Below are 24,440 nucleotides of genomic sequence, written 5' to 3'. Positions count from 1 at the left end.
GGGTAATGAGGTATGCGTGACAAGCACCAAAACATTGAGGAGCCGTGTGAAAAGAAATTTTCACGCACGGTTTTGAAGACCAGCGGGGTTGGTGACAGTCTCGCTGAGTTTAATTCTATTGGGTGGGCGTATGTTGATTCTCAAGGGAATCTCAAAGCCAAAGGGCAGATACCATTGCAGATGGGTTTACCAAGAAGCAAACAACAGGCTCAAATTGTTGATTCCTGTTTGCAACTAGCAATAAAAGCCACGGAATTTGAATGTCCCGTAGCTTGTGAGGAACTTGATTTCTCAACAAAAAAGCAGTCACTGGGAGAAAAAAGTAAAAAATATGCTCGGATGTTGTCGGGCTGGGCTTATAGTGAGTTCTACAAGCAACTGAGTTCTATTTTGTCGAATCGTGGCATTGAGTTAATTGCAGTCAATCCAGCTTATTCCAGCATTATCGGTTTGGTAAAATACCTGAGAATGTATGGCTTAGCTAGTGATGAAGCGGCCGCACTGGTAATTGCTCGCAGGGCTATGAAATTAAGTGAAAAGATACCTCGCTCCTTAACCGCCTATTCTGAAGTGAATTCAGAAAAGCACGAGGAGAGCGAGTGGAACCAACTGAATAAAAAAATCAAACGTTCCGCTGTAATATCACGTCGTTGTGATTATTATAGCGTTTCTAACTGGAGTTTCTTGGTCACGCCTCAAAACGAGGAAGCGCAAGCGCTAAGAAAGAATGTTTAAAGCTTATACCGTAGAGCTTACCCAGGTTTACCTAGGTTTTTATAAGCGGTTGGTTGCAAAGATACGGTAAAGATTGAGAATGACAACGCTGAGTTAGTAGACATTAGTAGACAATAGAGAAAGAGTCAGAAAATTTTCAACCACAGTAATACCAGTTCAAAAAAAGAACGCAACTGTAGGTAAACTCCCAACCCTTATTGAATAAGTCATTGGCCAGTCTCAAATCTCAAATAGTATAAGCTGGCAATAATTGCAATTTGTAACTTTTCGATCGCACAGCATAGGGGCCCAGCATCTTGATGAATTCGCAGATGACAGCAGAAGTCCACTCAACCAACCAATATCAAGTCGGAGGATATTTGCCTGCCGGTGCGCCCACCTATGTCAGGCGATCGGCAGACAGCGAACTCTACCAAGGACTCAAAGCCGGACAATTCTGCTACGTGCTGAGTTCGCCACAAATGGGAAAGTCCAGCCTGCTAGTGCAAACGGCCAAAAGGTTGCAAGCAGAAGGTACAGCTTTTGCCGCCGTCAACTTGAGAAGCATTAGCAGCCCAGAAATTTCCCTGGAAAAGTGGTATGGTGCGATCGTGCACCGCATCGCCAGCAGCTTGCGCCTCACAAATAGGTTTGATGCCCTCAAGTGGTGGAACGATCGCGAAGTGCTATCCCCGGTGCAGCGATTGGAGATATTTATCGAAAAAGTTTTGCTCAAGTCTCTGCGGCAAAATTTAGTCATTTTGATAGATGACATTGACACCACCAACATCCTCAATTTCAGTACCAGCGATTTTTTTGCCTTGATTCGACGTTGTTATTCCAAGCGGGCAGAGCAACCAGAGTACGATCGCCTGAATTTTGCGGTTTTCGGAGTAGCAGCCCCGTCACAATTGATCCGAGATCCAAGCTGCAACCCTTTTAATATTGGACGACCAATTCATTTAAGTCGATTGCAACTGGACGAAAGTGCGCCACTAGCAAAAGGATTGGCACTCAAAGCTTTTCGCCCCCAAAAAGTGCTCCAAGAAATATTTACTTGGACGGACGGTCAACCTTTTCTGACTCAAAGACTGTGCCAATTGGTGCTTGAATACGGGTCTTTTATTGGCAGAAATTGCGAAGCCGAGCAGGTGGAACAACTGCTCAAACACAGAATTATTAAAAATTGGGAAGACTGGGACGAACCCCCACATTTGACAGCAATTCGCGATCGCATTTTCTACAGCCGCTGCGATCTCACCAAGCTGTTAACACTGTACCAGAAAATTTTGCAACCGCCCGATCCCAAAAAACCGGAAGAAGTGCCAGGAGTTGCTGTCGATTATTCTCCCGAACAAATCGAATTGCAACTGTCAGGATTGGTGGTTAAATCTCATGGCAAATTAATAGTTTCTAACCTAATTTATCAATCTGTTTTCAATCAGTTCTGGGTGGAAAAAGAACTGGGAAATCTGGCTCCGTACCGCGAGGCATTGGCAGCATGGCTGGCTTCGGATCGCGAAGATAGCTCGCAGTTATTGACGGGAGAAGCTTTACAGTCAGCTTTGGATTGGGCGGCAAACAAACAATTAAGCCAAGAACACTATTGGTTCTTGAATCCCGAAACTTTTCAGAAAAAACCGACAGTCGCTGTCGCACAAGTCGTACAAAGCAGCCCAGATATCGGTGCAGAGAAAATTCTCACCCCGCCGGAAGATACTTTTCTATCGGGCAGCAACGAACAGATATTGTACGATCACATCGTCTCCTGCGTGGAACGAGAATCCCCCGCACATATAATCGAGCGGTTCCGCAAACTATTTATCGACGGTATGGGCTACCCCGATCGCGAAATAGAAGCAACTTTGTACAATATCATCTCCGTCAAGCGATCGGATCGCGAGTTTAAATATATCATCCACCGCTGCTGTTACATCCCGATCAACCGCTGGCAATTGCACTCACAGCACAAATTGAGTATTGCAGATTTAGTAGCTTTATTCAAACAGACTTCTCCCCGATTTGGGATGGAATTTTACATAGTCAAGCGCTTGCAAGAACAAATAGAATTTTTTACTAAAAGTGAAGAATTCCAGACCCTAGAGCGCTTAGTAAAAGCAGTAGAACAAGAGCCACAACCGCAGAAACAAGATAGTCATGCTCCTTTGGGCGAATTGATTTGTCGCTATCCTTATTTGTACGGGCATTCTTTGCTGAGCAAGGACAGCGTTGAAGAAGACCAGCAAACCATCAAAAAGCTAGAAATTCAAAGACAGCGACAATTTGAAAAAAACTTGTCTCAATATTTAAATTATTTGGTTGAGCCGAGAAATACAGAAATAGGAATTGTACAGCCGACGCCAAATCCCACACTTTTGAACGATGCGGAATTGCACTTGGCTGTTAGGGAATTTGCTGGAAAAATAACAGACGATCGCAGTTACAAAGAATCGGCTCAATTTTTTTTGAGAGATGCCAGGAAAACTCCATCCTACAGCTCATTTAAAGTGGATTTATATGAATATCTTATATCATCTGTAGAGCCAGAATATGGTGGTCGTCAATTTAATGACAAGTTGTACAAGTACATCAAAAATACATTTCCAGAAAACGACTCGGGGAAATTAAATAATATATTGTTAGCTCGGACTTGCAACCAGTTATTCAACTTTTTAGTAGTGGAAAATTCCCAACATCCCAACCACTACATTTTTTACGACTTAGTATACAACCTCGGCCCCAGCCGGACAATGGGTTTGCTGCTGAAAATATTACTGCTTTCTGGCAAAGTTAAACCTGAGTTGGAAAAGCGATTTTCTATTTTGTTCAATCACTATGAAGGTAAAGCTTCTGATGAAATTATGTGGTTTATAAAATCATTGGAAAATTTAAATGTGGCTTTGGTTGTGAATTTTGGGAAGACGGATTTGTCTTTGGTTAAACAGCATCTGATTTTGAATTGAAAAATAACAAAATTGCTCTGGAAGCGTTATATAATTGTATTAATACCAATTTAATGTGAAGTTGCACAGATCTCGATCCCCCTAAATCCCCCTTAAGAAGGGGGACTTTGAGAAGAATCTTGTTCCCCCCTTGTCAAGGGGGGCTAGGGGGGATCGGAATTCTACGGGGCCTCATAAAAAATCGGTATAAGTCAAAAAAATCAAGGAAAAATAAATGAAAGCCTTTGAAGTCACAGGAACGATCGACGAAAAAGGTCAATTATTGCTCGATCGACCTTTAACGCTAGATACTCCGGGCCCGGTGCGAGTCATCGTCCTTCTTTCGGAACCTACAGATGAAACTGAAGAAGACGCCGACGATACTCCAGTGGAAGAAGTAAAAGCCAGTCTCAAAAGAGCGTTGCAAGAAGCTAAAACTGGACAAACTCGACCAATCTCTGAACTGTGGGAGGGCATCGATGTCGAATGAATCGGAGCTTGTTAGCATCATTGCTGATTTTGATGAAAGCCAGTAGCGGTGTATTATTATTAATTTTATGATTAGCTATCTCAAAGGCACAGTCGCCAATATCGCCAAAGGCAGCAACCGCGTTATCCTGACTCTCGAAGTTAGTGGAATTGGCTATGACATCCAAATTTTGCCGCGCGTGACTGGCCAATTACCAGCATCCGGCGAAGTCGCCCAAATCTTTACCCACCAGCAAGTTAAGGAAGACCAAATCGTATTGTACGGTTTTGGCAGCACGGCCGAACGCGATTTGTTTCGGCAGTTGACGAGTGTTAGCGGTGTGGGTGCACAACTGGCGATCGCACTTCTCGACACTTTAGGAATGCAAGATTTAGTTCAGGCGATCGTCGGCGGTAACACCCGCATTCTCGCCAAAACCCCCGGCGTGGGCACAAAAACCGCCGAACGCCTTGCTTTGGAACTCAAAAGTAAACTCTCGGAATGGAGACAGGAGGCAGGTTTGACAACTTCCGTCGCCGCCGGAGTCCCCGCAGCGATTCAAGAAGAAGTCGAGATGATTTTGCTGGCGATGGGGTACACTGCGGCGGAAGTCTTGCAAGCGCTGCAAACCCTCAGTCAAGACAGCAACTTGTCAAACAAAGCTAATGCGGATGATTGGATTCGTGAGGCGATCGCCTATTTAAGCCGATAATCCCTACCAAATCCAGCAACCGGGGAATCCGAACCCAAATTCTGCCCGACGAACCAACCCATCTGCGGCGAAAATTTGCTCCTTCACCGTTCCGCTGTGATACTATATGGGATTGTGACAATCGTACAAAAAAAACTAAACTCAATTCATGGCTCTTACACAACAGCGCAAACAAGAAATCATGGGCGACTTTCAAACCCATGAAACCGATACAGGCTCAGCAGATGTCCAAATCGCCATGTTGAGCGATCGCATCAGCAAACTCAGCGCCCACCTGAAAATCAACCAAAAAGACTTCGCCTCCCGGCGCGGTTTGATGATGATGATCAGCCGCCGCAAGCGCCTGTTGGCTTACCTGCAAAAGGAAAATGTCGATCGCTACAAAGCATTAATTGCCCGTCTCGGCATTCGCGGCTAAACAGCAAAGCGAAAATTTGCGACAATATTCAAGAATCTTGGACAAACGCCAGCAGGATTTACGCACTGATCGCAAATCCGTTTCAAACCGTTGATTAACCATCAGAGTTGCGTAAACCCTCGCCAAGATTTATTGAATAATTGTTCGAGATTTCAGGTTAAAGAAAAAATATGTCCTCCGAACCACCCACCCAGCGCTTACCCTTTGAACCGGCTTCAAATCGGAAAAAAACCGCTAAAAAGCCCCCAGAAGCCGAAGCAAACCCAGTCACAGAAGAACCAAAATCAGACAAGCAGCCCAAAGCCACCAAAAAAACTGGCCCGCAGGCGCAATCCATCCCAGAAGCAGTCAGCAAACGCATGATCTCCCGCATCGCGGTATTCTGCGGCGCCCCGACACTCCTGGGAATTTCCACATTTTTTGTCAGTTATTTGATAGTCAGCAAAGGCTGGTTTGACTTGCCCAACACAGCAGTATTGTTGGTAAGCATGGGCTGTTTTGGTCTAGGCGTACTGGGATTAAGCTACGGAGTCCTCTCGGCTTCCTGGGATGAAGAAGCTTCAGGAAGCACTCTGGGGTGGGAAGAATTTAATACTAATTTTGGACGGATGCGACAAGCATGGCGCGATGCGAAATCTAAAAGTTAGTCAGTAGTTATTAGGCATCTGGCATAATTCTTGTGGAACAGGCATCTTGCCTGTTCTTGAAAGCCTTTTTAGGAAATATCTAATAGCTTTCTTCCGACGAAGATAATATCCGTTTTTATGCTTTGTCGGCGCGGGCTGTGGCGCAGGTAGAAACTTGGGGATCTGGCCCGCCGGTGACTCAGCCATCGAGTTCGGTCGTTGTCTGAAAGTATTTTTTTTAACACTTGACAACCAGAGAAATTTACCTTAATATGCCTTCATTGCTAGATTACAGTTGTAAATCTACACAAGCAAATACAAAATTGCTGTGTTAGTTACTACGCAAATCAAAGGCATCAGTACCTAGACAATTGAATAGATTAAAGTAGTGTTTTAGCAGTTCGATCATTGAGCGATCCGACCGATACGCCAAATGGCTAAAACATTGATTATCTCGTTGGATCGGTCGTTCCCTTATCCAGTAAGGATTTCAGCTATGTTTGAGACTTAGTTTTAGGCGTAGATAAATCAAAAAATCGTATCGGTCGGAAACGGGTTCTGGAGCCTTTACTGGGTAAGGCTTTCACAGCTAGGGGTCGCAATTCACTTTTCCCCGCAAGGGGATTGAAACTTGAGGAAGAATAAATGTAACTAAAGGGAGACTAGGGTGAGTCGCAATTCACTTTTCCCCGCAAGGGGATTGAAACTATTTTTTTGGTTGACATCTGCAGATATAAAGAGCGTCGCAATTCACTTTTCCCCGCAAGGGGATTGAAACTTGAGATCTTGCAGGCAGTTGGCGATTGTTGTGGTCAGTCGCAATTCACTTTTCCCCGCAAGGGGATTGAAACAAGGACAAACCTATAGATGTAACTAAGTTAGTAGATGTTAAGTCGCAATTCACTTTTCCCCGCAAGGGGATTGAAACAAGAGGAAGGTACCCATATTAGTTATAAGTGATCTACCACAGTCGCAATTCACTTTTCCCCGCAAGGGGATTGAAACCGTTAATCTTTGATTTAACTCTTCCGTTGAAGTATTGTCGCAATTCACTTTTCCCCGCAAGGGGATTGAAACAACATCCCGCGTGCCGGGTCCTTCTCCGATCGATATCGCAAGTCGCAATTCACTTTTCCCCGCAAGGGGATTGAAACCCAAAAAGTGGCTCTTTGGGACATCACAATTTTTCAAGTCGCAATTCACTTTTCCCCGCAAGGGGATTGAAACAAAGATTTGTCCAGAATAATTCTGGTACACATACTGATTGTCGCAATTCACTTTTCCCCGCAAGGGGATTGAAACATGAGCCAGTTGAAGAATAATACTTATCTTATTTATGTCGCAATTCACTTTTCCCCGCAAGGGGATTGAAACTCGGTATAATCCGATTACAAGTTTGCCATTTTGGTTAAGTCGCAATTCACTTTTCCCCGCAAGGGGATTGAAACCATATTCATTGCTGTTGTATGGGTTATCTTCAGTCGCAATTCACTTTTCCCCGCAAGGGGATTGAAACTCTTAGATATATCATAACCTTGAGCTTTAATAGCTGGTCGCAATTCACTTTTCCCCGCAAGGGGATTAAAACTCTGTTGTTGGGTTAATTCCAGAAGAAGCATCTACACCGTCGCAATTCACTTTTCCCCGCAAGGGGATTGAAACTTATATTATCTTGCCAAGCTCCTATTTTGATATAAGTACTATGAGTCGCAATTCACTTTTCCCCGCAAGGGGATTGAAACATTTGCCGACGTGCTTGGGCGCAGGCTTTGATGTATGGAGTCGCAATTCACTTTTCCCCGCAAGGGGATTAAAACTTGCAGGGCGAACATATCTAATTCGCGCTTTATCAGTGGTCGCAATTCACTTTTCCCGGCAAGGGGATTGAAACTCTCCACTTTGTGCACTGGCTGTTTGTGGATGTCGGAGTCGCAATTCACTTTTCCCCGCAAGGGGATTGAAACCTTAGTCCAAGAAATTTTAGTCCAAGAAACCGGGTTTCTATGGGAATTGACGCATCTTCACGAGATTTTACGCAGAAACCCGGTTTCTGAGTCCCTGCGCTGAGTCCGAGAAACCGGGTTTCTATGGGAATTGACGCATCTTCACGAGATTTTACGCAGAAACCCGGTTTCTGAGTCCCTGCGCTGAGTCCGAGAAACCGGGTTTCTATGGGAATTGACGCATCTTCACGAGATTTTACGCAGAAACCCGGTTTCTGAGTCCCTGCGCTGAGTCCGAGAAACCGGGTTTCTATGGGAATTGACGCATCTTCACGAGATTTTACGCAGAAACCCGGTTTCTGAGTCCCTGCGCTGAGTCCGAGAAACCGGGTTTCTATGGGAATTGACGCATCTTCACGAGATTTTACGCAGAAACCCGGTTTCTGAGTCCCTGCGCTGAGTCCAAGAAACCGGGTTTCTATGGGAATTGACGTATTTTCACGAGATTTTACGCAGAAACCCGGTTTCTGAGTCTCTCGCGCTGAGTCCGAGAAACCGGGTTTCTATGGGAATTGACGTATTTTCACGAGATTTTACGCAGAAACCCGGTTTCTGAGTCTCTCGCCCTTAGTAAAAAAAGTCCTTACGACAAACCAGCCGATCGCCCTTATATCTATATTTTCGGATTCCATCCGTGTCATAATGCGTGTCTTAGCGCAACACAACAGAAAATTATGATTATTGTAATGAAAGCCGGCACTCCAGAAGCCGAGATCGATCGCCTAGACGAAGAACTCCGCACTAGCTGGGGTTTGACACCAGAAAAAATCGTCGGGCGTTACAAAACCGTCATGGGTTTGGTGGGCGACACCGTTGAGCTCGAACCGATGCAACTGCGCGAAATGAGCACTTGGATTGAGGAAGTGCTGCGCGTCGAAAAACCCTACAAGCGCGCTTCCCTGGAATACCGCCAAGGTGAACCCAGCGCCGTACCAGTGGCTACTCCCTTGGGAACTGTGACAATTGGTCTAAATCACCCGATCGCAGTTGTAGCAGGCCCTTGCTCGGTCGAAAACGAAGAAATGATAATTGAGACCGCAATGCGCGTCAAAGCTGCTGGCGCTCAATTTTTGCGCGGTGGAGCCTACAAACCGAGAACTTCTCCCTACGCTTTCCAAGGCCACGGCGAGAGTGCTTTGGGATTGCTGGCGGCGGCCCGGCAAGCTAGCGGCTTGGGAATTATCACGGAAGTTATGGATGCGGCGGACTTAAGTGCGATCGTAGAAGTAGCCGACGTAATCCAAGTCGGAGCCCGAAATATGCAGAATTTCTCGCTGTTGAAGAAAGTCGGAGCTCAAGACAAACCGATTTTGCTGAAGCGCGGCATTTCCGCCACCATTGAAGAATGGTTGATGGCAGCCGAGTATATCATGGCTGCGGGCAATCCGAACGTGATTTTGTGCGAGCGCGGAATTCGCGGCTATGACAGGCAGTATACGCGGAATACGCTGGATTTGTCGGCGGTTCCTGTGCTGCGAACCTTGACTCACTTACCGGTGATGGTTGATCCCAGTCACGGGACTGGTTGGGCGCAGTTTGTACCTTCGATGGCGTTTGCGTCGATCGCCTCCGGTACAGATTCGCTGATGATAGAAGTGCACCCGAATCCCAAAAAAGCCTTGTCTGACGGGCCGCAATCGTTAACACCGGATCAGTTCGACAAGTTGATGGAAGAATTGGCTGTAATTGGTAAGGTCATGAACCGTTGGCCGCAACCAGTGCCAGTTTTGGCATAGAAAGATCGATCGGTAGGTTATCAAAAACCGTAGTATCTACAAGGTACTACGGTTTTTTTTTCATTTAGCCCCTACTCATTGAGTTATGTTGTTTCTAGTTGCATCGGAATGTTTTAACCACAGAGGGCGCAGAGGACGCAGAGGAAGAGAAGAGAGAGAAATGAATAATTCCGATGAAGAGCAGACGTGATATTAGCGATCGCTTGGATTTAAGATTGTTTCAAATGGAGTTTTTGATGGGATGTTGCTTAATATATAATCAGTATAAGAGGGCTAAAGCCCAACAACGTACCTCGTTTTTGAGAACCGCTATATCTCTAATTCTGCGTGTTTTAATCGCTCCTGAATTGACATAGCCTGCAATTTTTCACTCATTTTATATAAATCGACTTTCGGATAATCGCCCTGAAATAGCGGAATTAGAGACTGAACAACCGCAGCGATTCCCTCTGGCGGTACAGCATTCCCAATCTGTCTCCGCACTTCGGTGACTGAACCTTCAAATACAAAATCATCGGGAAAAGTTTGCAGTCTCGCCCTCTCCCGATTTGTCAGTGCACGGGGTTCTGGATAATGATAACCCCAGGTTCCGCCGCCTCCGCCAGCAATGATTGTAGATGATGGTTTCTCGGGATTAATTCGCCGATAAACGTGGCTGATCATGCCTTTTACATAGTAGGGACTGTCTTTGGGAATATCTGAAAAATTTCCTCCGGCTTTGATTCGATTCAAAATTTCAACCGTGCGATCGCGAATTTGATGCTTTTCGTTATTTTCTACAACTTTCTCGACATCTTGGAGTGCTTCGCCCGCTGTGCGATAAGGATGTTGGCGATTGGGCCCGTATTCTGCTTGAGGATGCACGAAATCAAATCCTGTATCCATCCGAATACCGACTAATAATACTCTTTGTCGAAATTGCGGAACTCCGTAATCGGCAAAGTTGTAAAGTTTGGGCTTGACTAAATAACCCGGTGCGATAGTTTCAAAGTCGGAAATTATTTGTTTGATTGCTTGGTAATTATTGGCGCTTAATAAACCTTTGACATTTTCTGCGACAAAAGCTTTGGGCTTTTTCTTGTTGACAAAATCTAGGAAGTATGTATATAAATTGCCTCTGGTTCCTTCAAGTCCGGGGCGCTTCCAAATTAGGGAGAAGTCTTGACAGGGGAAGCCTCCTATACATATTTCGGCTTCGGGAACTTGTGCAATGTCTATGTTTTCTATGCTGTCGTTGATGATGACAGCGGCAATGTTTTTGCTGAAAGTTTTGCAGGCGTATGGATTGGAGTCGATCGCCCAAACTACATCAAACCCAGCTTTGTGAAATGGCAAATCCATACCGCCGCAACCGGAAAACAAGGATATCAGTTGCGGTTTTGCTTTCCAGGTGATGTCTTTGAGACGTTCGAGTGACATATTAGTTCGCAGTGGGACAATAGCCGGCTCAATGCCCGCAACACCAGAGTGTGATTATACCAAATAGTCGTCAGGTGCGCTGTGCAAAAGGTACTAAGAAATGAGAATTAAATAACTTACAATTTTTATTGTTCTTGTGGGATGGGCGTCCCGCCCGTCCTTTATAGACGGGCGGGACGCCCATCCCACAAGCTTATGTAAATTATTTAATTCGCGATCCTAAGGCTCGATCGCGTTTAAATTTTCACTCTTCGTCATCTAATACGAGCCCGGCTTGACGCAATTTTTCTGCTAGTCTTTGGGCCCGGAGACTTTCGCGATCGGCCCGCTGACGTTCTTGTTCGGCCCGCTGACGTTCTAGTTCTAGTCTTTCCTCAGACCACAACAATAACTCGCCTGCTGCATTCCACCACCTCAACCAACAGCCTGTTCTCCCTTCGTGGGTTCCCTCCCAAACTCCTAAAAATAAGTCTAATCCCGGTATCCAATAACGTCCATTTTCATCGGGTTTTTGCAAGTTATAGTGCTCTGATTCTAAAGCGTAAACTTCTAAACGAGCTGTTTTCGCTCGGAATATAACGTATGTGGGAACTTTGATTACGTGTTCGTAAAAAAACCACTTGCCCACCCGCGATGTAAACTCAACAGAGTATTCTTCTCCGTAGGTTTCCGAGAGAAATTCCATCACAATTTGGGGAATTGTCCCTTCTGTGTGTGGCGTGTAACTGCGGCGGATTTGCGAGACATTTTGGGGATTGACGGGTTTCACGTACATCCAGTCTGGCGCTTTGCAAATAGTTCGCTGTTCGTCGGTGGCTGCTTCCGGCAAACTTATCCCGGCACAAAGGGCAAAGTTGGAAACAATTAAAGCATCCTGGATTAATTCGGGAAATTCTGTTAGGGGCTGGCGTAAAGCTGCGGCTAACAATGGTTGGCTTTCGTCTTCCACGGGGTCGTCTGGTAGTTGGAAATCTTCTGGTAGTAGCGGCCAGGTGATTGTGAGTTGGGTTTTTGGGTTTTTAGTTGCTACAGTCATAGTTTATCAGATGTTAAATGTTTTAATGCTTAAATTATATCTCTTGATTTTGGGATTAATGTTAATATTGTTCGTAGTAAGGACTTTAGTCCTTATCTTCAGAGATTGAAGGACTAAAGTCCTTACTACGAACCTGATTGAAGGACTTTAGTCTTTACTGCGAACCTTAGGAGTTTACTTTTCGAGACGATCGCCCTACGCAGATTTTATCTTTTGTTTTAGCTCATCTGTCATGGCTAGCAGTTCAGATTGGCCGATCGCACTTTGTTCGCCACTCGCCAACCACTTCAATTGTACCGTCTCGCTTTCAGCTTCCGCATCCCCCAAAACCAAACACGCAACTGCACCACTTCTGTCAGCTCTTTTAAACTGTTTCCCAAAAGCACTGCCGCTCAAATCTATCTCTACACTAAAGCCCGCACTCCGCAATTTTTGAGCCAACAATATTGATTGTTGTTCGGCTTTATCGCCCCTCGATACCAAATAGAAATCCAACTGCGGAACGGGCAAAGGTTGCAACTTTTGCAGCAGGATAATCAGCCTTTCAATACCCATAGCCCAACCGACTGCCGCGGTATCCGGGCCGCCCAATTCCTTGACTAAACCGTCGTATCTTCCCCCGCCGCAAACTGTGGCTTGCGCGCCCAAATCGTCGGAGATAATTTCAAAAGCGGTGTAAGTATAATAATCTAAACCGCGCACTAATCTTGGATTTAACTGATAGCTAATTCCTAAACTTGTCAGCATTTGCTGTACTTGCTCAAAGTGCGATCGCGATTCATCACCCAAATACTCCAAAATACTCGGCGCACCAGCGACAATTTCTTGAGTGCGCTGATTTTTGCTGTCCAAAATCCGCAGCGGATTGCGAGTCAATCGGTCTTGGGAATCCGCATCTAATTCATCTTTGTACGGTGTAAAATAATCAATCAACGCTTGTCGGTAATTTTGTCTGTCTTGCTTGTTTCCGACAGAATTGATATCGAGGCGCAAATTTTTTAAGCCGATCGCTTGCAGGATATCACAGGCGATCGCAATTACCTCCACATCTGCCCGGGGATCTGCACTTCCCAACACTTCCACCCCAATTTGAGTGAACTGTCGCTGTCTGCCTGCTTGGGTGCGTTCGTAGCGAAACATCGGCCCAGTATACCACAGACGCTGCACGTCACCAGCGGCGTACAAACTGTTTTCAATAAAAGCTCGCACAACTCCCGCGGTGCCTTCCGGGCGCAAAGTAGTCGATCGATCGCCCTTATCTTTAAAAGTATACATTTCTTTGCCCACAACATCGGTAGCTTCGCCGATGCCGCGTTCAAATAAAGATGTTTGTTCAAAAATTGGCGTCCGAATTTCTCGATAAGCCGCTTTTCTCAAAATTGTTCTAGCGACTTCCTCTATATTTTGCCAATATTGAATCTCAGCGGGCAAAATATCCCGCGTTCCCGGTAAAGTTTTAATTGCACTCATTTTTTTAGTCAGTCTTTATTTCTTAGTCCGCGTAGGCGGACTTCGTTTGTGTAGTAGCGATTTCAATCGCCGAATCATCGAAGGGTTAACTAATAACTAATGATTCCCAAGCTCCGTAGCGATCGCCATAATAAGCCAAAATGCGATCTACCCGCTCGCGGCAGGCCAAATCGAACCCATCAGGATACTTTATCCACAAACCCCCAACTTGGCTGTCGCTGTAATCAAAGCGCTGCGACTGCTGCGGAATCAAACCGGTTTCCACCCCTTCAACTTGACGCAAATGGGCTGCCACTTCGCGATACACCGCCAGCGGCAATCCCGGGCATTGAATTTGATAGCGGAGTTGTTTTTCTTGTGCCGTTTGCATCATTTCTTTGCCTGTCCCCAACCATAACCCCTATTTAAGATACTTCTTTATCGATCGGCCCCGGTAGAGGGCAGCAGTTAATATTCTCCATACATACCTTCCCCCACTGCAAAGCCCAGCGCACCAGCGAAACTCGATTGTCAGCGGGCGTCTTGTTCAAGATATTGCTAATGTGGTTGTCAACAGTACGCTTGCTAATCTCTAACTTCTCAGCAATTTTCTCATTGGTCAATCCCGCCGCTACTAACTCTACCACTTGCAATTCTCTGTCCGACAGGGTGACAGGGGTGCCAGAGACGCTCCCGTTCATAAATTTTTCCTATGTGTGCATATTTACCTATATACAATTCTAGAGGATGAGGGATCTAGATATGAAGAGAAAATTAAATTGGCTGGGGCACGGGAGCGCCCAAGGAGTGACAACTTAAGACTAAAACCCTTGATAAATCTCGTTTATATGCCGAGCCTAGATCCCCCTAAATCCCCCTTAAGAAGGGGGACTTTGAGAAGATTCCGGTTCCCCCCTTGTAGGGGCGGTGGATGGTGCGTGCCCGCCCTCTTGGCTCGTTCGGATCTAAATTTAATAGTTAAGCAGCAGTCTGTGGATGGGTTTGAACTTAAGTTGACACTCCTTGGGGAGCCCCAACTCCCTTGCAGAATCGCTGCTTGCAAACTCAGCACCAACACCGCTGGCGCGTGGGGTGGCGGATGCTGGCTTTACCTGGGTGCATCCGAACATCTGGCCCAAAAACCCGCAGAAGTTGGCACGTAAAACTACTGCTGATAAGCCTGCACTGCGACTTGTACGTTGATGGTGTAAGTGTCGGTATCAGTAAGTCTGATATTATGGGAGGAACCCTTAAAAAATAGATGGCAATTTTTCTGGGACGAGTTAAAAATAATTATTGCCTTATTTACTGCTGCTCTTAGATCTAAAATCTAAAATCTAAAATCTAAAATCAATATGACTTATCCTCGCGTTCTGTGTCTGGGTGAAATTTTATTTGATTGTTTAGCAGACAAACCAGGAGTATCTCTAGAAGAGGTAGAATCTTGGACGGCATATGCTGGTGGTGCTCCTGCTAATGTTGCCTGTGCTCTAGCTAAATTGGGGACGGCGGTGGGATTTATCGGTGCTGTAGGTGGGGATGAATTGGGGGATTCTCTGGTACAGGTATTGCAAGAATCAGGGGTTGATATCGCTGGAGTGCAACGCCATCCGAGTGCGCCGACGCGACAAGTTTATGTCTTGCGAAATGAAGCGGGCGATCGATCTTTTGCCGGTTTTGGTAAAATGGATACTGCGGATTTTGCCGACACCCGCTTCCAGGCTGCCCAAATACCCGAGGTGCTGTTTGAAAATGCGGAGTTTTTAGTGCTCGGCACTTTAGAATTAGCTTATCCTGAAAGTCGAGAGGCGATCGCAAGAGCGATCGAACTAGCAGAACGTTACGACGTTAAAATTATAGTTGACATCAATTGGCGTCCGGTATTTTGGCCAAATCCCGACGAAGCAAAAGCGCCCATCTTACAACTATTAAAAAAAGTAGATTTTCTCAAGTTATCTCACGAAGAAGCCGATTGGTTGTTTGGAACTAGCGACGCTGGAGCTATTACCTACCGTCTCGATTCTGTAGAAGGCGTTTTGGTGACGGCGGGCGATAAAGGTTGCTCCTATTGTATATCGGAAAATGAAGGAAAAATCCCCGCCTTTGCAGTAGACGTTGAGGATACAACAGGTGCCGGCGATGGGTTTGTTGCTGGTTTTGTGCGGCAGTTGTGCAAGTATGGAATTAAGAATTTAGCAGATCCAAAAATTGCCCAAAACATTGTAATCTATGCCAGCGCCGTGGGTGCGATGACAACAATGAAGCCTGGGGCAATTGCAGCACAACCAACTGCGGCTGAAGTAGAAGCTTTCTTGTATTTGTACAACAAAAATTAGCTAACTAAACCTCTATAGGTTCGTAGTGAGGACTTTAGTCCTCTTCAAATAAGATAGGACTAAAGTCATCACTACAAACCTGTTTTATTTAGGTTCGTAGTGAGGACTTTAGTCCTCTTCAAATAAGATAGGACTAAAGTCCTCACTACAAACCTGTTTGATTTAGGTTCGTAGTGAGGACTTTAGTCCTCTTGAAACAAGATAGGACTAAAGTCCTCACTACAAACCTGAAACAAGATAGGACTAAAGTCCTCACTACAAACCTGTTGTATTGTGGGCAATTAAGCGCAAATCAGATGGTTTTTAATTTGGCGTAGCATTAGCTCTAGCTGCTGCGAAGCATCTATAATAATTGCATTTTCAGGTTCTTCGAGAGTAGCGAACTGACTTAACAGCAAGTCCACTTTCATGTAGTGATTTTCGCGAGTTTTTAGCCTGGGTGCGAATAGCTCAAAATCACCTTTGAGATAAACTATTTTCATTCGCTGCTTGTCTCGAAAGAGCATTTCGCGGTAAGATGCTTTGAGGGCAGAACAAGCTAACACGACATTTTTATTTTCTAACAGCCACCTGTCTATTGTACCTTGCAACTGCAACAACCAAGGCAGGCGATCGCCATCTTCTAAAGGAATGCCCCGACTCATTTTCTCTATGTTTCCTGGCGGGTGAAAATCGTCGGCATCGCTAAAATCCCAATTGAGAGATTCCGCTAGCAACTTGCCAACAGTAGTTTTGCCCGAACCGGAGACTCCCATCACCATAACGCTCTTTCGTCACTCTCGTCATATAAAAACCTGGAACTTTTACACCGAGAGACTTTCCCCTTTTGAGCTTGAGGTATGGGTTCCTATCAGTTTGCGATCGCCAGATTGCCCATTGAGTATAAGTTTCATCAGTTGGCTGCAATTTTTATTTTTCTGGAGTGACAAAAGAGCGATAACAATCATCGCGACTTAAATTCATCCCGTAGGGTATGCCACAAGCACCTTCTGCGGTTGTGGCACACCATAAACCAACTACTTTCTAACGCAGGAATTCGCGCGGATCCGTTACGTGTCCAGTCAGCGCAGAAGCCGCCGCCGTATAAGGCGAAGCGAGATAAACTTGTGCTTCCTTGTTCCCCATCCGGCCGGGGAAATTGCGGTTAGTTGTAGACACGCAAATCTCGGGTTCGTTCATCCGCCCGAAAGTATCTTTTGGCCCGCCCAAACAAGCGGCGCAAGAAGGCGCTGCGGGTTCGATGCAACCGGAAGCTAAGAAGATTTCCGACAGCGTTTGACCGTCGTATTTAGTAACAAACAAATCTTCGTAAACCTTCTGAGTTGCTGGTACTAAATACGTCGGAACTTTGACTTGATTTCCCTTAAGAATTCGGGCTGCATTCAAAAAGTCCGAGGTTTTGCCGCCGGTGCAGGAACCGATGTAAACTCGATCGATCTTGACATCGCGGCAATTGCGGGCTAAGTCGCGGTTGTCGGGGGAGTGTGGTTTAGCGACAACTGGTTCTAGTTTGCTGACATCGTAGGTGCGATCGCTATAAAACTGAGCACCCTCATCAGTGTAAAATGCCTCAAACGGCACATTAGTGCGAGGATTAACGTAATCAAAGGTAGTTTTGTCCGGCGCAACGGTGCCGTTTTTGCCGCCAGCTTCAATTACCATATTGCACAGCGTCATCCGTTCTTCCATTGTCAAACGTTCCACTGTATCGCCCGCAAATTCCATCGATCGATAGTTAGCACCGGCAACGCTGATATCGCCTATAATTTGTAAAATCAAATCTTTTGCTAACAAATAATCTGGTAGTTCGCCGTTGAGTACAAAGCGCATCGTCGCCGGCACTTTAATCAGCAATTTGCCGGTTCCCATGATAAATGCGGCGTCGGTATTGCCGATACCGGTGGCAAATTGTCCGAAAGCGCCGGCATTGCAGGTGTGGGAATCTGTGCCGAAAAGCACTTCGCCCGGGCGCGTGTGGCCTTCTTGGGCGAGGGCGATGTGACAAACTCCTTTATAGTCGGGGTTGGCTTTAAAGTTCGATCGATCCGTGATGTCGTAAAAGTATTTTATCCCTTGTTCCTTGGCAAAATCGCGGAGAATATCGACGTTGCGGTTAGCGCGTTCGTCGTTAGTGAAAATGTAGTGGTCGGGAATTAAGACGATTTTGTCGGGATTCCAGACTTTAGCATTATCGCCGAATTCCTTTTTGAATACGCCAATGGTGCCCGGCCCGCAGACATCGTGGGTCATCAACACATCTGTTTCCACCCAGATGTTGTCTCCGGGCTCGACTTTAGTGCGGCCCGATGCTTTGGCCAAGATTTTTTCGGTGATGGTCATTCCCATAGTGCGATCGCTCTTTTTGCTTAGATGCTACAAGTGTATTGTATGCGAAATATTCCCTGTTACCGAGGATACAGAGGTATGGAAATGCCTCGAATCGTTCGTTTCAACTTAAGACTGAAACTCACAAGCGTCATATTCAACGATTTTTGACAAGGAAAAATTAGCCAAGATTAAGGAAGTCATAGAGAGGTTTTTAGGAATTGTGTATGCCTTGTGCGGTTATCCTCACGGCTCTTCGTGTAGAGTATATGGCTGCACCCATCTTGCCGACCTCCGATAAGAAAGCCACATCCCCATAAATAGGAGATGCGACATTTTTTGCCAGATGACGGGTACTACTTCTTAGAACCTGACTTGAGTACGTGAATTAGTAAGGCAATTGAGCGGATCAAAATTGCGATCGCCAAGAGGGTTTCAGGTACACTGCCTGTATGAGATTGCGGTGGCATATTGGGTTCGAGATGAGTTGGTACAGAAATGACTGGTTCGCTAGTGTAAGTCGTGGGTTGTGTTTGAGACATGGAGTTATTTGTCCTGTAAAACTCTACACTCCAATAGTCTGAAAAGGCTGAGTGAGGTCGAATCTGAGGGATACCTGACTTGATAACTGAGTTCGTAACTGAGCTGCGACCTAATTACTTTGTCCACATATCCGGAATTACCAGTACCAACTGTGTAATATCAGAGATAAGTACATCTTGTGGGATGAGCCATGCCAAGATCCGTCAAAATTCACCCAGACCGCAAGCAGCAAGTTATATCAGCTATTGAACGCAATGGGTTTCTGACTCAGGGAGACTTAGCCGCAAATCTAGGAATAGTCTTATCCACCGTCAGCAACTTTATCAACAGCAAATCGGTATCTATATCGACATTTGAACGGATTTGCGAAAAATTGAACTTAGATAAACGAGAAATTCTTAAACCTATTAACTCAGATAGTGATACTTCGCCCGAAGATTCTACTTCTCCACAAGGTTTTTATGCCTATGACAATGCTTGGGTAGGTCGAGAAAAGCTTGTAGCCGAACTAAGTCAGAAGCTTCGCGGGTCATGTCGGCTATTGCTAATCCTGGGACTCACGGGAATTGGTAAAACTGCTCTGGCTGAAAGATTAGCAGTGCAATTGCAAGACTGGTTCTCTGGAGATTGGAAGAACAAGTTGCGACGAGCGAATTTTGACTATGAGGACAAAGCCACAGACTTTGCCAGTGTTGCTGCTAGATGGCTGGAAGAGTGGGGAGAGAGACTGTCAGCAGAGGATAAAAAACCAGAAAAATTGTTACATAGATTAGTCAAACACCTACGTGAAAATCAGGTGTTGGTGCTGATTGATTCTCTCGAAAAACTGTTAACCGGAAATGAAGAGGATGGTTGGGGTGATTTTGCTGATGAGTGGTGGGAAAAATTCTTTTTGAGCTTATTGTCAGCAGAATCTTGCCAAAGTCGGTTAATCATCACTTCACAGGATTTGCCTGTGAAGTTGGTAGACTTCCGTTACAAAAATTTCTGGCATCGGGAAGTCTTGTATGGATTAAACGAATCAGAACAGGAAGCATTGTTCGAGACAACTGGATTAGAGGTAAACCAGGATTCACCTGATAAACCCCTCTTGTTACGAATTGGGAAAGCTTACAAGGGTCATCCTCTAGTTTTGCGAGTAATTATTGGGGAAATCTGTGAATCTTTTGATGCGAATGTCCAAGCTTATTGGAATGATATCAACAGCAAAATAGAGGAGGTAGAAACAGCTATTGCTGAGGCAGAGCAAGGAAATATATTAGGAGGAAAAGATGAATGGAGTCTGCATAAACTAACGTTGAAAGTGCAAAGAGAAGTCAACAAACAACGTTTGGAAGTTACATTTGACCGATTAGAAAAGCAGGTGAAGGATGCTTACATCTTAATTTGTGCGGCTTCAGTGTATCGCGCTCCAGTACAAGCAGAAGGGTGGCTGATGCAATTAGTCAATTTGGTGAAGCGTATAGAGAATAACCAGTGTAACGAGGAGCGTCAAGAGAGGGCATTAAAGGAATTGTGCGATCGCTTCCTCGCTGAGGGATCAGTTAACCACAATAATAAGCCCGTTTTGGGACAACACAATTTAGTTCGCAGTGTGGCGCTGGCTAACTATCAAAAGTTATTAACAAGTCTAAAAAATCAATCACAATCAGCATGATCTCTAACGAATCAACACCTGGTCAATTGCTATTTGCAAGGCTGGACATCGATTTGGATGAAGTTCCGATCGAGCAACTTACTGCTTATACGGCAGTGAAATATTACCTCACAGTTGAGGATGAGTCACCGCCTGATGCAGAGAATTTAGAGAAGGTAAAGCGGTACTTGGAATCATTTGAACATCTCAGCGATGTGGAAGATTGGGAAAAAGCCAGCGCCATCCTTTTTATTCACCTAGATACGCCGACAAAAGACGAATTACACAATCAACTAGAAACCTGGGGCTATTACCCGGAACTAAATTCTGTTTATATTAAAGTTTTGGGCAAATTAAACTCTAGAATAGACATTATTTGCCTCAAAGGACTGGGTAATAGTTACTACTTGCTGAGCAACTATCCCCAGGCAAAAAAGTATTGGCAGCAAAGTTTGACCATCGCTCGCCAAATTAGCGATCGTCAAAGTGAGGGAAGGGTTTTGGGTAATCTGGGACTTCTATATGACCAACAGGGTTATTATCTTAAAGCAATTGAATATCATCAGCAGCATTTGATTATTGCACGAGAAATTGGTGACTCTCAGCAACAAGGAAATGCTTTGGGAAATCTTGGTAGAACTTATGATTTTCTAGGTAACTATATCCAGGCTATTGAATACCATCAGCAGCATTTAATTATTGCACACGAAATTGGAGACTTTAAGGGAAAAGCGAGCGCTTTGGGAAATCTTGCTATTGCTCACGATTCATTGGGTAACTATCCGCAAGCCATTGATTACCAGCAACAAAGTTTGAATCTCACCCGCAAAATTGGTCATCGTGAAGGGGAAGCAACTGCCGTGGGAAATTTAGGTGCTACCTACTATGCTCTGGGCAACTATTCTAAAGCAATTGAATACTTTCATCAACTTTTGAAAATTACCCGTGAAATTGGCAATCGTGCAGGGGAAGGGAGAGCACTAGGCAATCTAGGTAGTGCTTACAAAGGTTTAGGTAACTTTGTTGAGGCGATTAAATACCAGCAGCAAAGTTTAACCATTAAGCAAGAAATTGGTGATCGTTACGGCGAAAGGATCGCACTGAACAATTTGGGAGAGGCTCTAATCCAAACAGAGCAATATTCAGAAGCTATGGATAATCTACAAGCAGCTCTGAAAATTTCGAGAGAGGCTGGTGCTCGTTCTAGTGAGGCTTATAACCTCAAGAACTTGGCAGAGATTCATCTCAAGTTAGGTAATAGCACTCTAGCTCTTGAGTATTGCGATCATGCTTTGTCCATTGCTACAGAATTAGGCATTCCGTTAGTGAAAGAGTGTCAAAAACTGAAGGAAAAATTGCTGAGTGAAAAAGTTTATAAGGAAGCAAATATGACAACTAACTCACAAACTCGTGGTCAATCACTTTTTGCCAGCCTGAAAATAGATCTGGATGAGGTTCCAATTGAGGAACTTGCTGACTACACAGCGGTAGAATACTATCTCATGATTGAAGACGAGCCACCATCTGATACAACTAATTTAGAGAAAGTGCGACGCTACTTAGATTCCTTGTATCATGTTTGTAAAGTGAGAGAATGGAACCTACTCAAGGCAATTTTTTCTATACCTATATGCATAAGCCAAGAAGAAAAAAATTTAGCGTTGTCTTTGGATGAATATTTAATATGGCAAGCACTTACTAATAGCCTACTAGAAATCATTCAAAATGCAATCTTTTGTTTTCAAGGAAACATTGACGATCTCAATTATATATTAATGTTAAAAGCTAGAGCATTATCTGGAAATAATAGAGCGGCAGCTCATAATATTTTTTCACAAATCATTGCAGAATCACCAGAGAATTCAGAAAATCATATAGAAGCTAATGCTCGTCTAGGAATATCTCTAATTTATTCTGCTGGTTATCAAGAAGGTATAGTATCTTCTCAAAAATCATTGACAATGATTGAAAACTTCATTAATTATAATTCTGAACTTAATATTCAAGTAAAAATGCTGGAATTAAAAACAGAATTACTTGAGACTATAGCTCTTTATGAAATGAGCCATAGTAAATTTAAACAGGCGATTGAGTTATATACACAAGCTTTGAATCTGAGAATACAAAATAAGATTATGCATAAAGTTATTAGCCCATTAGTCTATCTTGGCATTCTACATCGAAGAATGGGTGAATACAATCGCGCCATATCTTATTTGACCGAGGCTAAGCCGTTAGCAGAAAAATTTCAAGATGATAACGCCCTAGCTTGGATACCGCATCATCTAGCCTGGGTTTTTCTTAATCAAGGCAAACCTCTTTTAGCAGAAGAGCAATCCAATATATCTCTTGAAGGATATAAGAAAATGGAGTCTCAAAGTGGACAGGGCGGTATGGCTGATGTCTATGAACAATTAGGTTTTATTCATCTTGCTAAGAATGAAATTGATGAGGCATATGAAAAATTTGAGATGGCACTTAAGATCAGAATAGCTATTGAAAACCGTCATGGTGTTGCGAGTTGTATGATGGGATTAGCACTTGCTTCATGGCATAAAAGGCAGTATTTAAAGTTTATAAAATTTTCATTAGAAGGTTTTAATAAATATTACAAAATTGGGGTGTTAAATCGAGTGAGAATTTTCAGGATGATTAAGTTGGCGTATATTTGGACTGTAGGTAAACTAAATTGGACTATGTAAATATCAACACATAATAAACCGTAATTCTCATACCTCGAATACAATGTTTACCGCCTCGCTTACCAAGTTAGAGCGCAATTATCTTAGGGATATCTTGTTCAGACATCGCACTTTTCCTTTAAATTCCGGCGGACTGCTAACCTATGGTTTAAGAAAGCAACACAACTTTCTGGAGAAGATGTTTTACCTGGATTTGTGCTGGAGGTTCCATTATTTACAGATTGAACGAAATGTCGATCGCACTTAATTTTACGAAATTATACGTAATGTAATGTGTTGTTAAATAATCGTAGTTTATTCTCAGAATGTCAAGTATATTGGACATCTCCACAAATTAAACATTCAGTTTGGACAAAACCACTGTTTTGTAATAATTTGTGGATAGGTCGAATTGAGAACTACCATGATTTGCCAAAAGATTCAAAATTTCAAAGTGCATCTATTACAAAGACAGCGCACTCCCGAACGCGCAAAGCCGATCGCCCAAAAAACCCGATCGCCCAAAACATCCGCTGCGGGAATTGCGATCGCCACTCTGCTAATCCTATTAGCACCGCCAGTTCAAGCTGCTAATCTGACATTTGTGAGCGATCGCGCTACATTAGGAGCTACAGATCGCCTTGATTGGTCGGTTTTAGGGCCAGTGCAACCGCCGTTTAGAGTATTGCCCAACTCCTTCTCAGTCACCTCCGAACAAGGACTCGGAATTAATGTCAGCATTCCCCGCGCTGCAACTGGCGGAGTGACGCCTCCCTTACTTTTTCAAACCTTACCATCACCAGGTATTGCCACCAACTTTGCTAGTGGCGATTTCATTTTGTTGACAGGTTTAAAGCCAGGCCCGCCGCCAGCAGTCGGAAATCCAGGCCCGCTGACAATTACCTTCGATCGCCCTGTGGCCGCCGCCGGAACGCAAATAGCCGTAGATGATGTATTTTTATTCACTGCATCGATCTCGGCATTTGACAGTGCTAATAATTTGTTAGCCAGTTTCTCAACCCAAGGAACATCCTCATTAGCACTGGATAATTCGGCGCAGTTTCTCGGCGTTCGCAGCGATGTTGCTAACATCTCGCGGCTTGTTTATAGCAGTTCTGAGAATAATCGCGCTTTGGGAATCAACGCGCTCAGCATTGCCGAAGCAGTGCCAGAACCCAGCAATATTGCTGCCACGGCTGTTGCAGGTGCAGGACTGGCTTTATTTGCTTTCAAACTTAAAAGGAGCTCGCTCTCATTGAACAAATAATTGCACTCAGCCCGATTGGCGATCGCGATCGGGTTTTATCATTCTATTTTAAAATAATATAAATTGCAAAAAGCATCGCATTTTCTTGAGTTAAGTAGATCGTTGCCAAAAAACCATAGTATCTTTTA

20 protein-coding genes, 1 pseudogene and 1 CRISPR repeat array are annotated in these 24,440 nt (G+C 44.5%); of the genes and pseudogenes, 12 read left to right on the top strand and 9 right to left on the bottom strand.

The features are described 5' to 3' along the window. Window positions 1-12 precede the first annotated feature (12 nt). The 7 genes from QZW82_RS15265 to aroF all read left to right on the top strand — a co-directional run bounded on the left by QZW82_RS15265 (window position 13) and on the right by aroF (window position 9,620). A complete protein-coding gene (locus QZW82_RS15265; RefSeq protein WP_366665026.1) occupies window positions 13-735 on the top strand; it encodes a hypothetical protein in 723 nt (240 codons plus the stop codon). 311 nt (window positions 736-1,046) lie between these two features. Next, window positions 1,047-3,677, top strand: coding sequence for an AAA-like domain-containing protein (locus QZW82_RS15260; protein WP_293149497.1), 2,631 nt, complete (start codon window positions 1,047-1,049; stop codon window positions 3,675-3,677). 214 nt (window positions 3,678-3,891) lie between these two features. After that, complete coding sequence (locus QZW82_RS15255; protein ID WP_293149495.1) at window positions 3,892-4,146, top strand: hypothetical protein; 255 nt, start codon at window positions 3,892-3,894, stop codon at window positions 4,144-4,146. Between the two features lie 67 nt (window positions 4,147-4,213). Then, window positions 4,214-4,837, top strand: coding sequence for a Holliday junction branch migration protein RuvA (gene ruvA / locus QZW82_RS15250; protein ID WP_293149493.1), 624 nt, complete (start codon window positions 4,214-4,216; stop codon window positions 4,835-4,837). A 148-nt stretch (window positions 4,838-4,985) separates the two neighbouring features. Beyond that, entirely contained in the window at window positions 4,986-5,255 is a 270-nt protein-coding gene (gene rpsO / locus QZW82_RS15245) for a 30S ribosomal protein S15 (protein ID WP_293134126.1), read from the top strand. Between the two features lie 170 nt (window positions 5,256-5,425). Further along, window positions 5,426-5,902, top strand: coding sequence for a PAM68 family protein (locus QZW82_RS15240; protein ID WP_293149491.1), 477 nt, complete (start codon window positions 5,426-5,428; stop codon window positions 5,900-5,902). A 574-nt stretch (window positions 5,903-6,476) separates the two neighbouring features. Beyond that, window positions 6,477-7,845: direct repeats of the CRISPR family, unit length 36 nt; unit sequence GTCGCAATTCACTTTTCCCCGCAAGGGGATTGAAAC. A 713-nt stretch (window positions 7,846-8,558) separates the two neighbouring features. Beyond that, a complete protein-coding gene (aroF, locus tag QZW82_RS15235) occupies window positions 8,559-9,620 on the top strand; it encodes a 3-deoxy-7-phosphoheptulonate synthase (protein WP_293149489.1) in 1,062 nt (353 codons plus the stop codon). Window positions 9,621-9,929: 309 nt separating this feature from the next. Here the strand turns inward: aroF and QZW82_RS15230 are convergent, their stop codons facing one another. The 5 genes from QZW82_RS15230 to QZW82_RS15210 form a co-directional block, all read right to left on the bottom strand. After that, window positions 9,930-11,039 carry a DNA cytosine methyltransferase gene (locus tag QZW82_RS15230; protein ID WP_293149487.1) on the bottom strand — a complete coding sequence of 370 codons (1,110 nt, stop codon included), beginning with the start codon at window positions 11,037-11,039 and terminating at the stop codon, window positions 9,930-9,932. Window positions 11,040-11,283: 244 nt separating this feature from the next. Beyond that, window positions 11,284-12,075 carry a Uma2 family endonuclease gene (locus QZW82_RS15225; protein ID WP_293149485.1) on the bottom strand — a complete coding sequence of 264 codons (792 nt, stop codon included), beginning with the start codon at window positions 12,073-12,075 and terminating at the stop codon, window positions 11,284-11,286. 195 nt (window positions 12,076-12,270) lie between these two features. Next, window positions 12,271-13,545, bottom strand: coding sequence for a histidine--tRNA ligase (gene hisS / locus QZW82_RS15220; protein ID WP_293149483.1), 1,275 nt, complete (start codon window positions 13,543-13,545; stop codon window positions 12,271-12,273). Window positions 13,546-13,630: 85 nt separating this feature from the next. Continuing rightward, on the bottom strand, window positions 13,631-13,915 hold the full coding sequence (locus QZW82_RS15215; protein ID WP_293149507.1) for a hypothetical protein: 285 nt from the start codon (window positions 13,913-13,915) through the stop codon (window positions 13,631-13,633). A 34-nt stretch (window positions 13,916-13,949) separates the two neighbouring features. Beyond that, window positions 13,950-14,225: a helix-turn-helix transcriptional regulator gene (locus tag QZW82_RS15210; RefSeq protein ID WP_293149481.1), complete on the bottom strand. Its 276-nt coding sequence runs from the start codon at window positions 14,223-14,225 to the stop codon at window positions 13,950-13,952. A 356-nt stretch (window positions 14,226-14,581) separates the two neighbouring features. Between QZW82_RS15210 and QZW82_RS15205 the strand changes: the two genes are divergently transcribed. Then, complete coding sequence (locus QZW82_RS15205) at window positions 14,582-14,785, top strand: hypothetical protein (protein WP_293149479.1); 204 nt, start codon at window positions 14,582-14,584, stop codon at window positions 14,783-14,785. Window positions 14,786-14,879: 94 nt separating this feature from the next. Further along, window positions 14,880-15,860 (top strand): carbohydrate kinase, encoded by a 981-nt coding sequence (locus tag QZW82_RS15200; protein ID WP_293149477.1) that lies wholly within the window; start codon window positions 14,880-14,882, stop codon window positions 15,858-15,860. 281 nt (window positions 15,861-16,141) lie between these two features. Here QZW82_RS15200 and QZW82_RS15195 read toward each other — a convergent pair whose 3' ends face one another. The 3 genes from QZW82_RS15195 to QZW82_RS15185 form a co-directional block, all read right to left on the bottom strand. Beyond that, window positions 16,142-16,621 (bottom strand): gluconokinase, encoded by a 480-nt coding sequence (locus tag QZW82_RS15195; protein ID WP_366665025.1) that lies wholly within the window; start codon window positions 16,619-16,621, stop codon window positions 16,142-16,144. A 262-nt stretch (window positions 16,622-16,883) separates the two neighbouring features. Next, window positions 16,884-18,206 (bottom strand): 3-isopropylmalate dehydratase large subunit, encoded by a 1,323-nt coding sequence (locus QZW82_RS15190; protein ID WP_293360575.1) that lies wholly within the window; start codon window positions 18,204-18,206, stop codon window positions 16,884-16,886. Window positions 18,207-18,541: 335 nt separating this feature from the next. After that, a complete protein-coding gene (locus tag QZW82_RS15185) occupies window positions 18,542-18,727 on the bottom strand; it encodes a hypothetical protein (RefSeq protein WP_293149473.1) in 186 nt (61 codons plus the stop codon). Between the two features lie 191 nt (window positions 18,728-18,918). Here QZW82_RS15185 and QZW82_RS15180 point away from each other — a divergent pair, with 191 nt between their 5' ends. Both QZW82_RS15180 and QZW82_RS15175 read left to right on the top strand, forming a co-directional pair. Further along, the gene (locus QZW82_RS15180) at window positions 18,919-20,385 is read left to right on the top strand and encodes a helix-turn-helix transcriptional regulator (protein WP_293149471.1); all 1,467 of its coding nucleotides are present in this window, start codon (window positions 18,919-18,921) and stop codon (window positions 20,383-20,385) included. After that, the gene (locus QZW82_RS15175) at window positions 20,382-23,066 is read left to right on the top strand and encodes a tetratricopeptide repeat protein (RefSeq protein ID WP_293149469.1); all 2,685 of its coding nucleotides are present in this window, start codon (window positions 20,382-20,384) and stop codon (window positions 23,064-23,066) included. The genes QZW82_RS15180 and QZW82_RS15175 overlap by 4 nt, the downstream gene beginning before the upstream one ends. On the opposite strand, the pseudogene QZW82_RS15170 reads toward QZW82_RS15175, so the two are convergent. Continuing rightward, window positions 23,059-23,127 (bottom strand): annotated as a pseudogene (locus tag QZW82_RS15170) (DUF433 domain-containing protein); the annotation flags it as partial. The gene QZW82_RS15175 and the pseudogene QZW82_RS15170 sit on opposite strands and share 8 nt — an antisense overlap. Window positions 23,128-23,469: 342 nt before the next feature. On the opposite strand from QZW82_RS15170, the gene QZW82_RS15165 reads away from it, so the two are divergent. Then, window positions 23,470-24,312 (top strand): hypothetical protein, encoded by an 843-nt coding sequence (locus tag QZW82_RS15165; RefSeq protein ID WP_293149468.1) that lies wholly within the window; start codon window positions 23,470-23,472, stop codon window positions 24,310-24,312. Window positions 24,313-24,440 lie beyond the last annotated feature (128 nt).

It is taken from the genome of Microcoleus sp. bin48.metabat.b7b8b9.023 (assembly GCF_013299185.1).
Classification (GTDB): Bacteria; Cyanobacteriota; Cyanobacteriia; order Cyanobacteriales; family Microcoleaceae; genus Microcoleus.
This window is presented reverse-complemented; position numbering and strand designations above follow the sequence as displayed.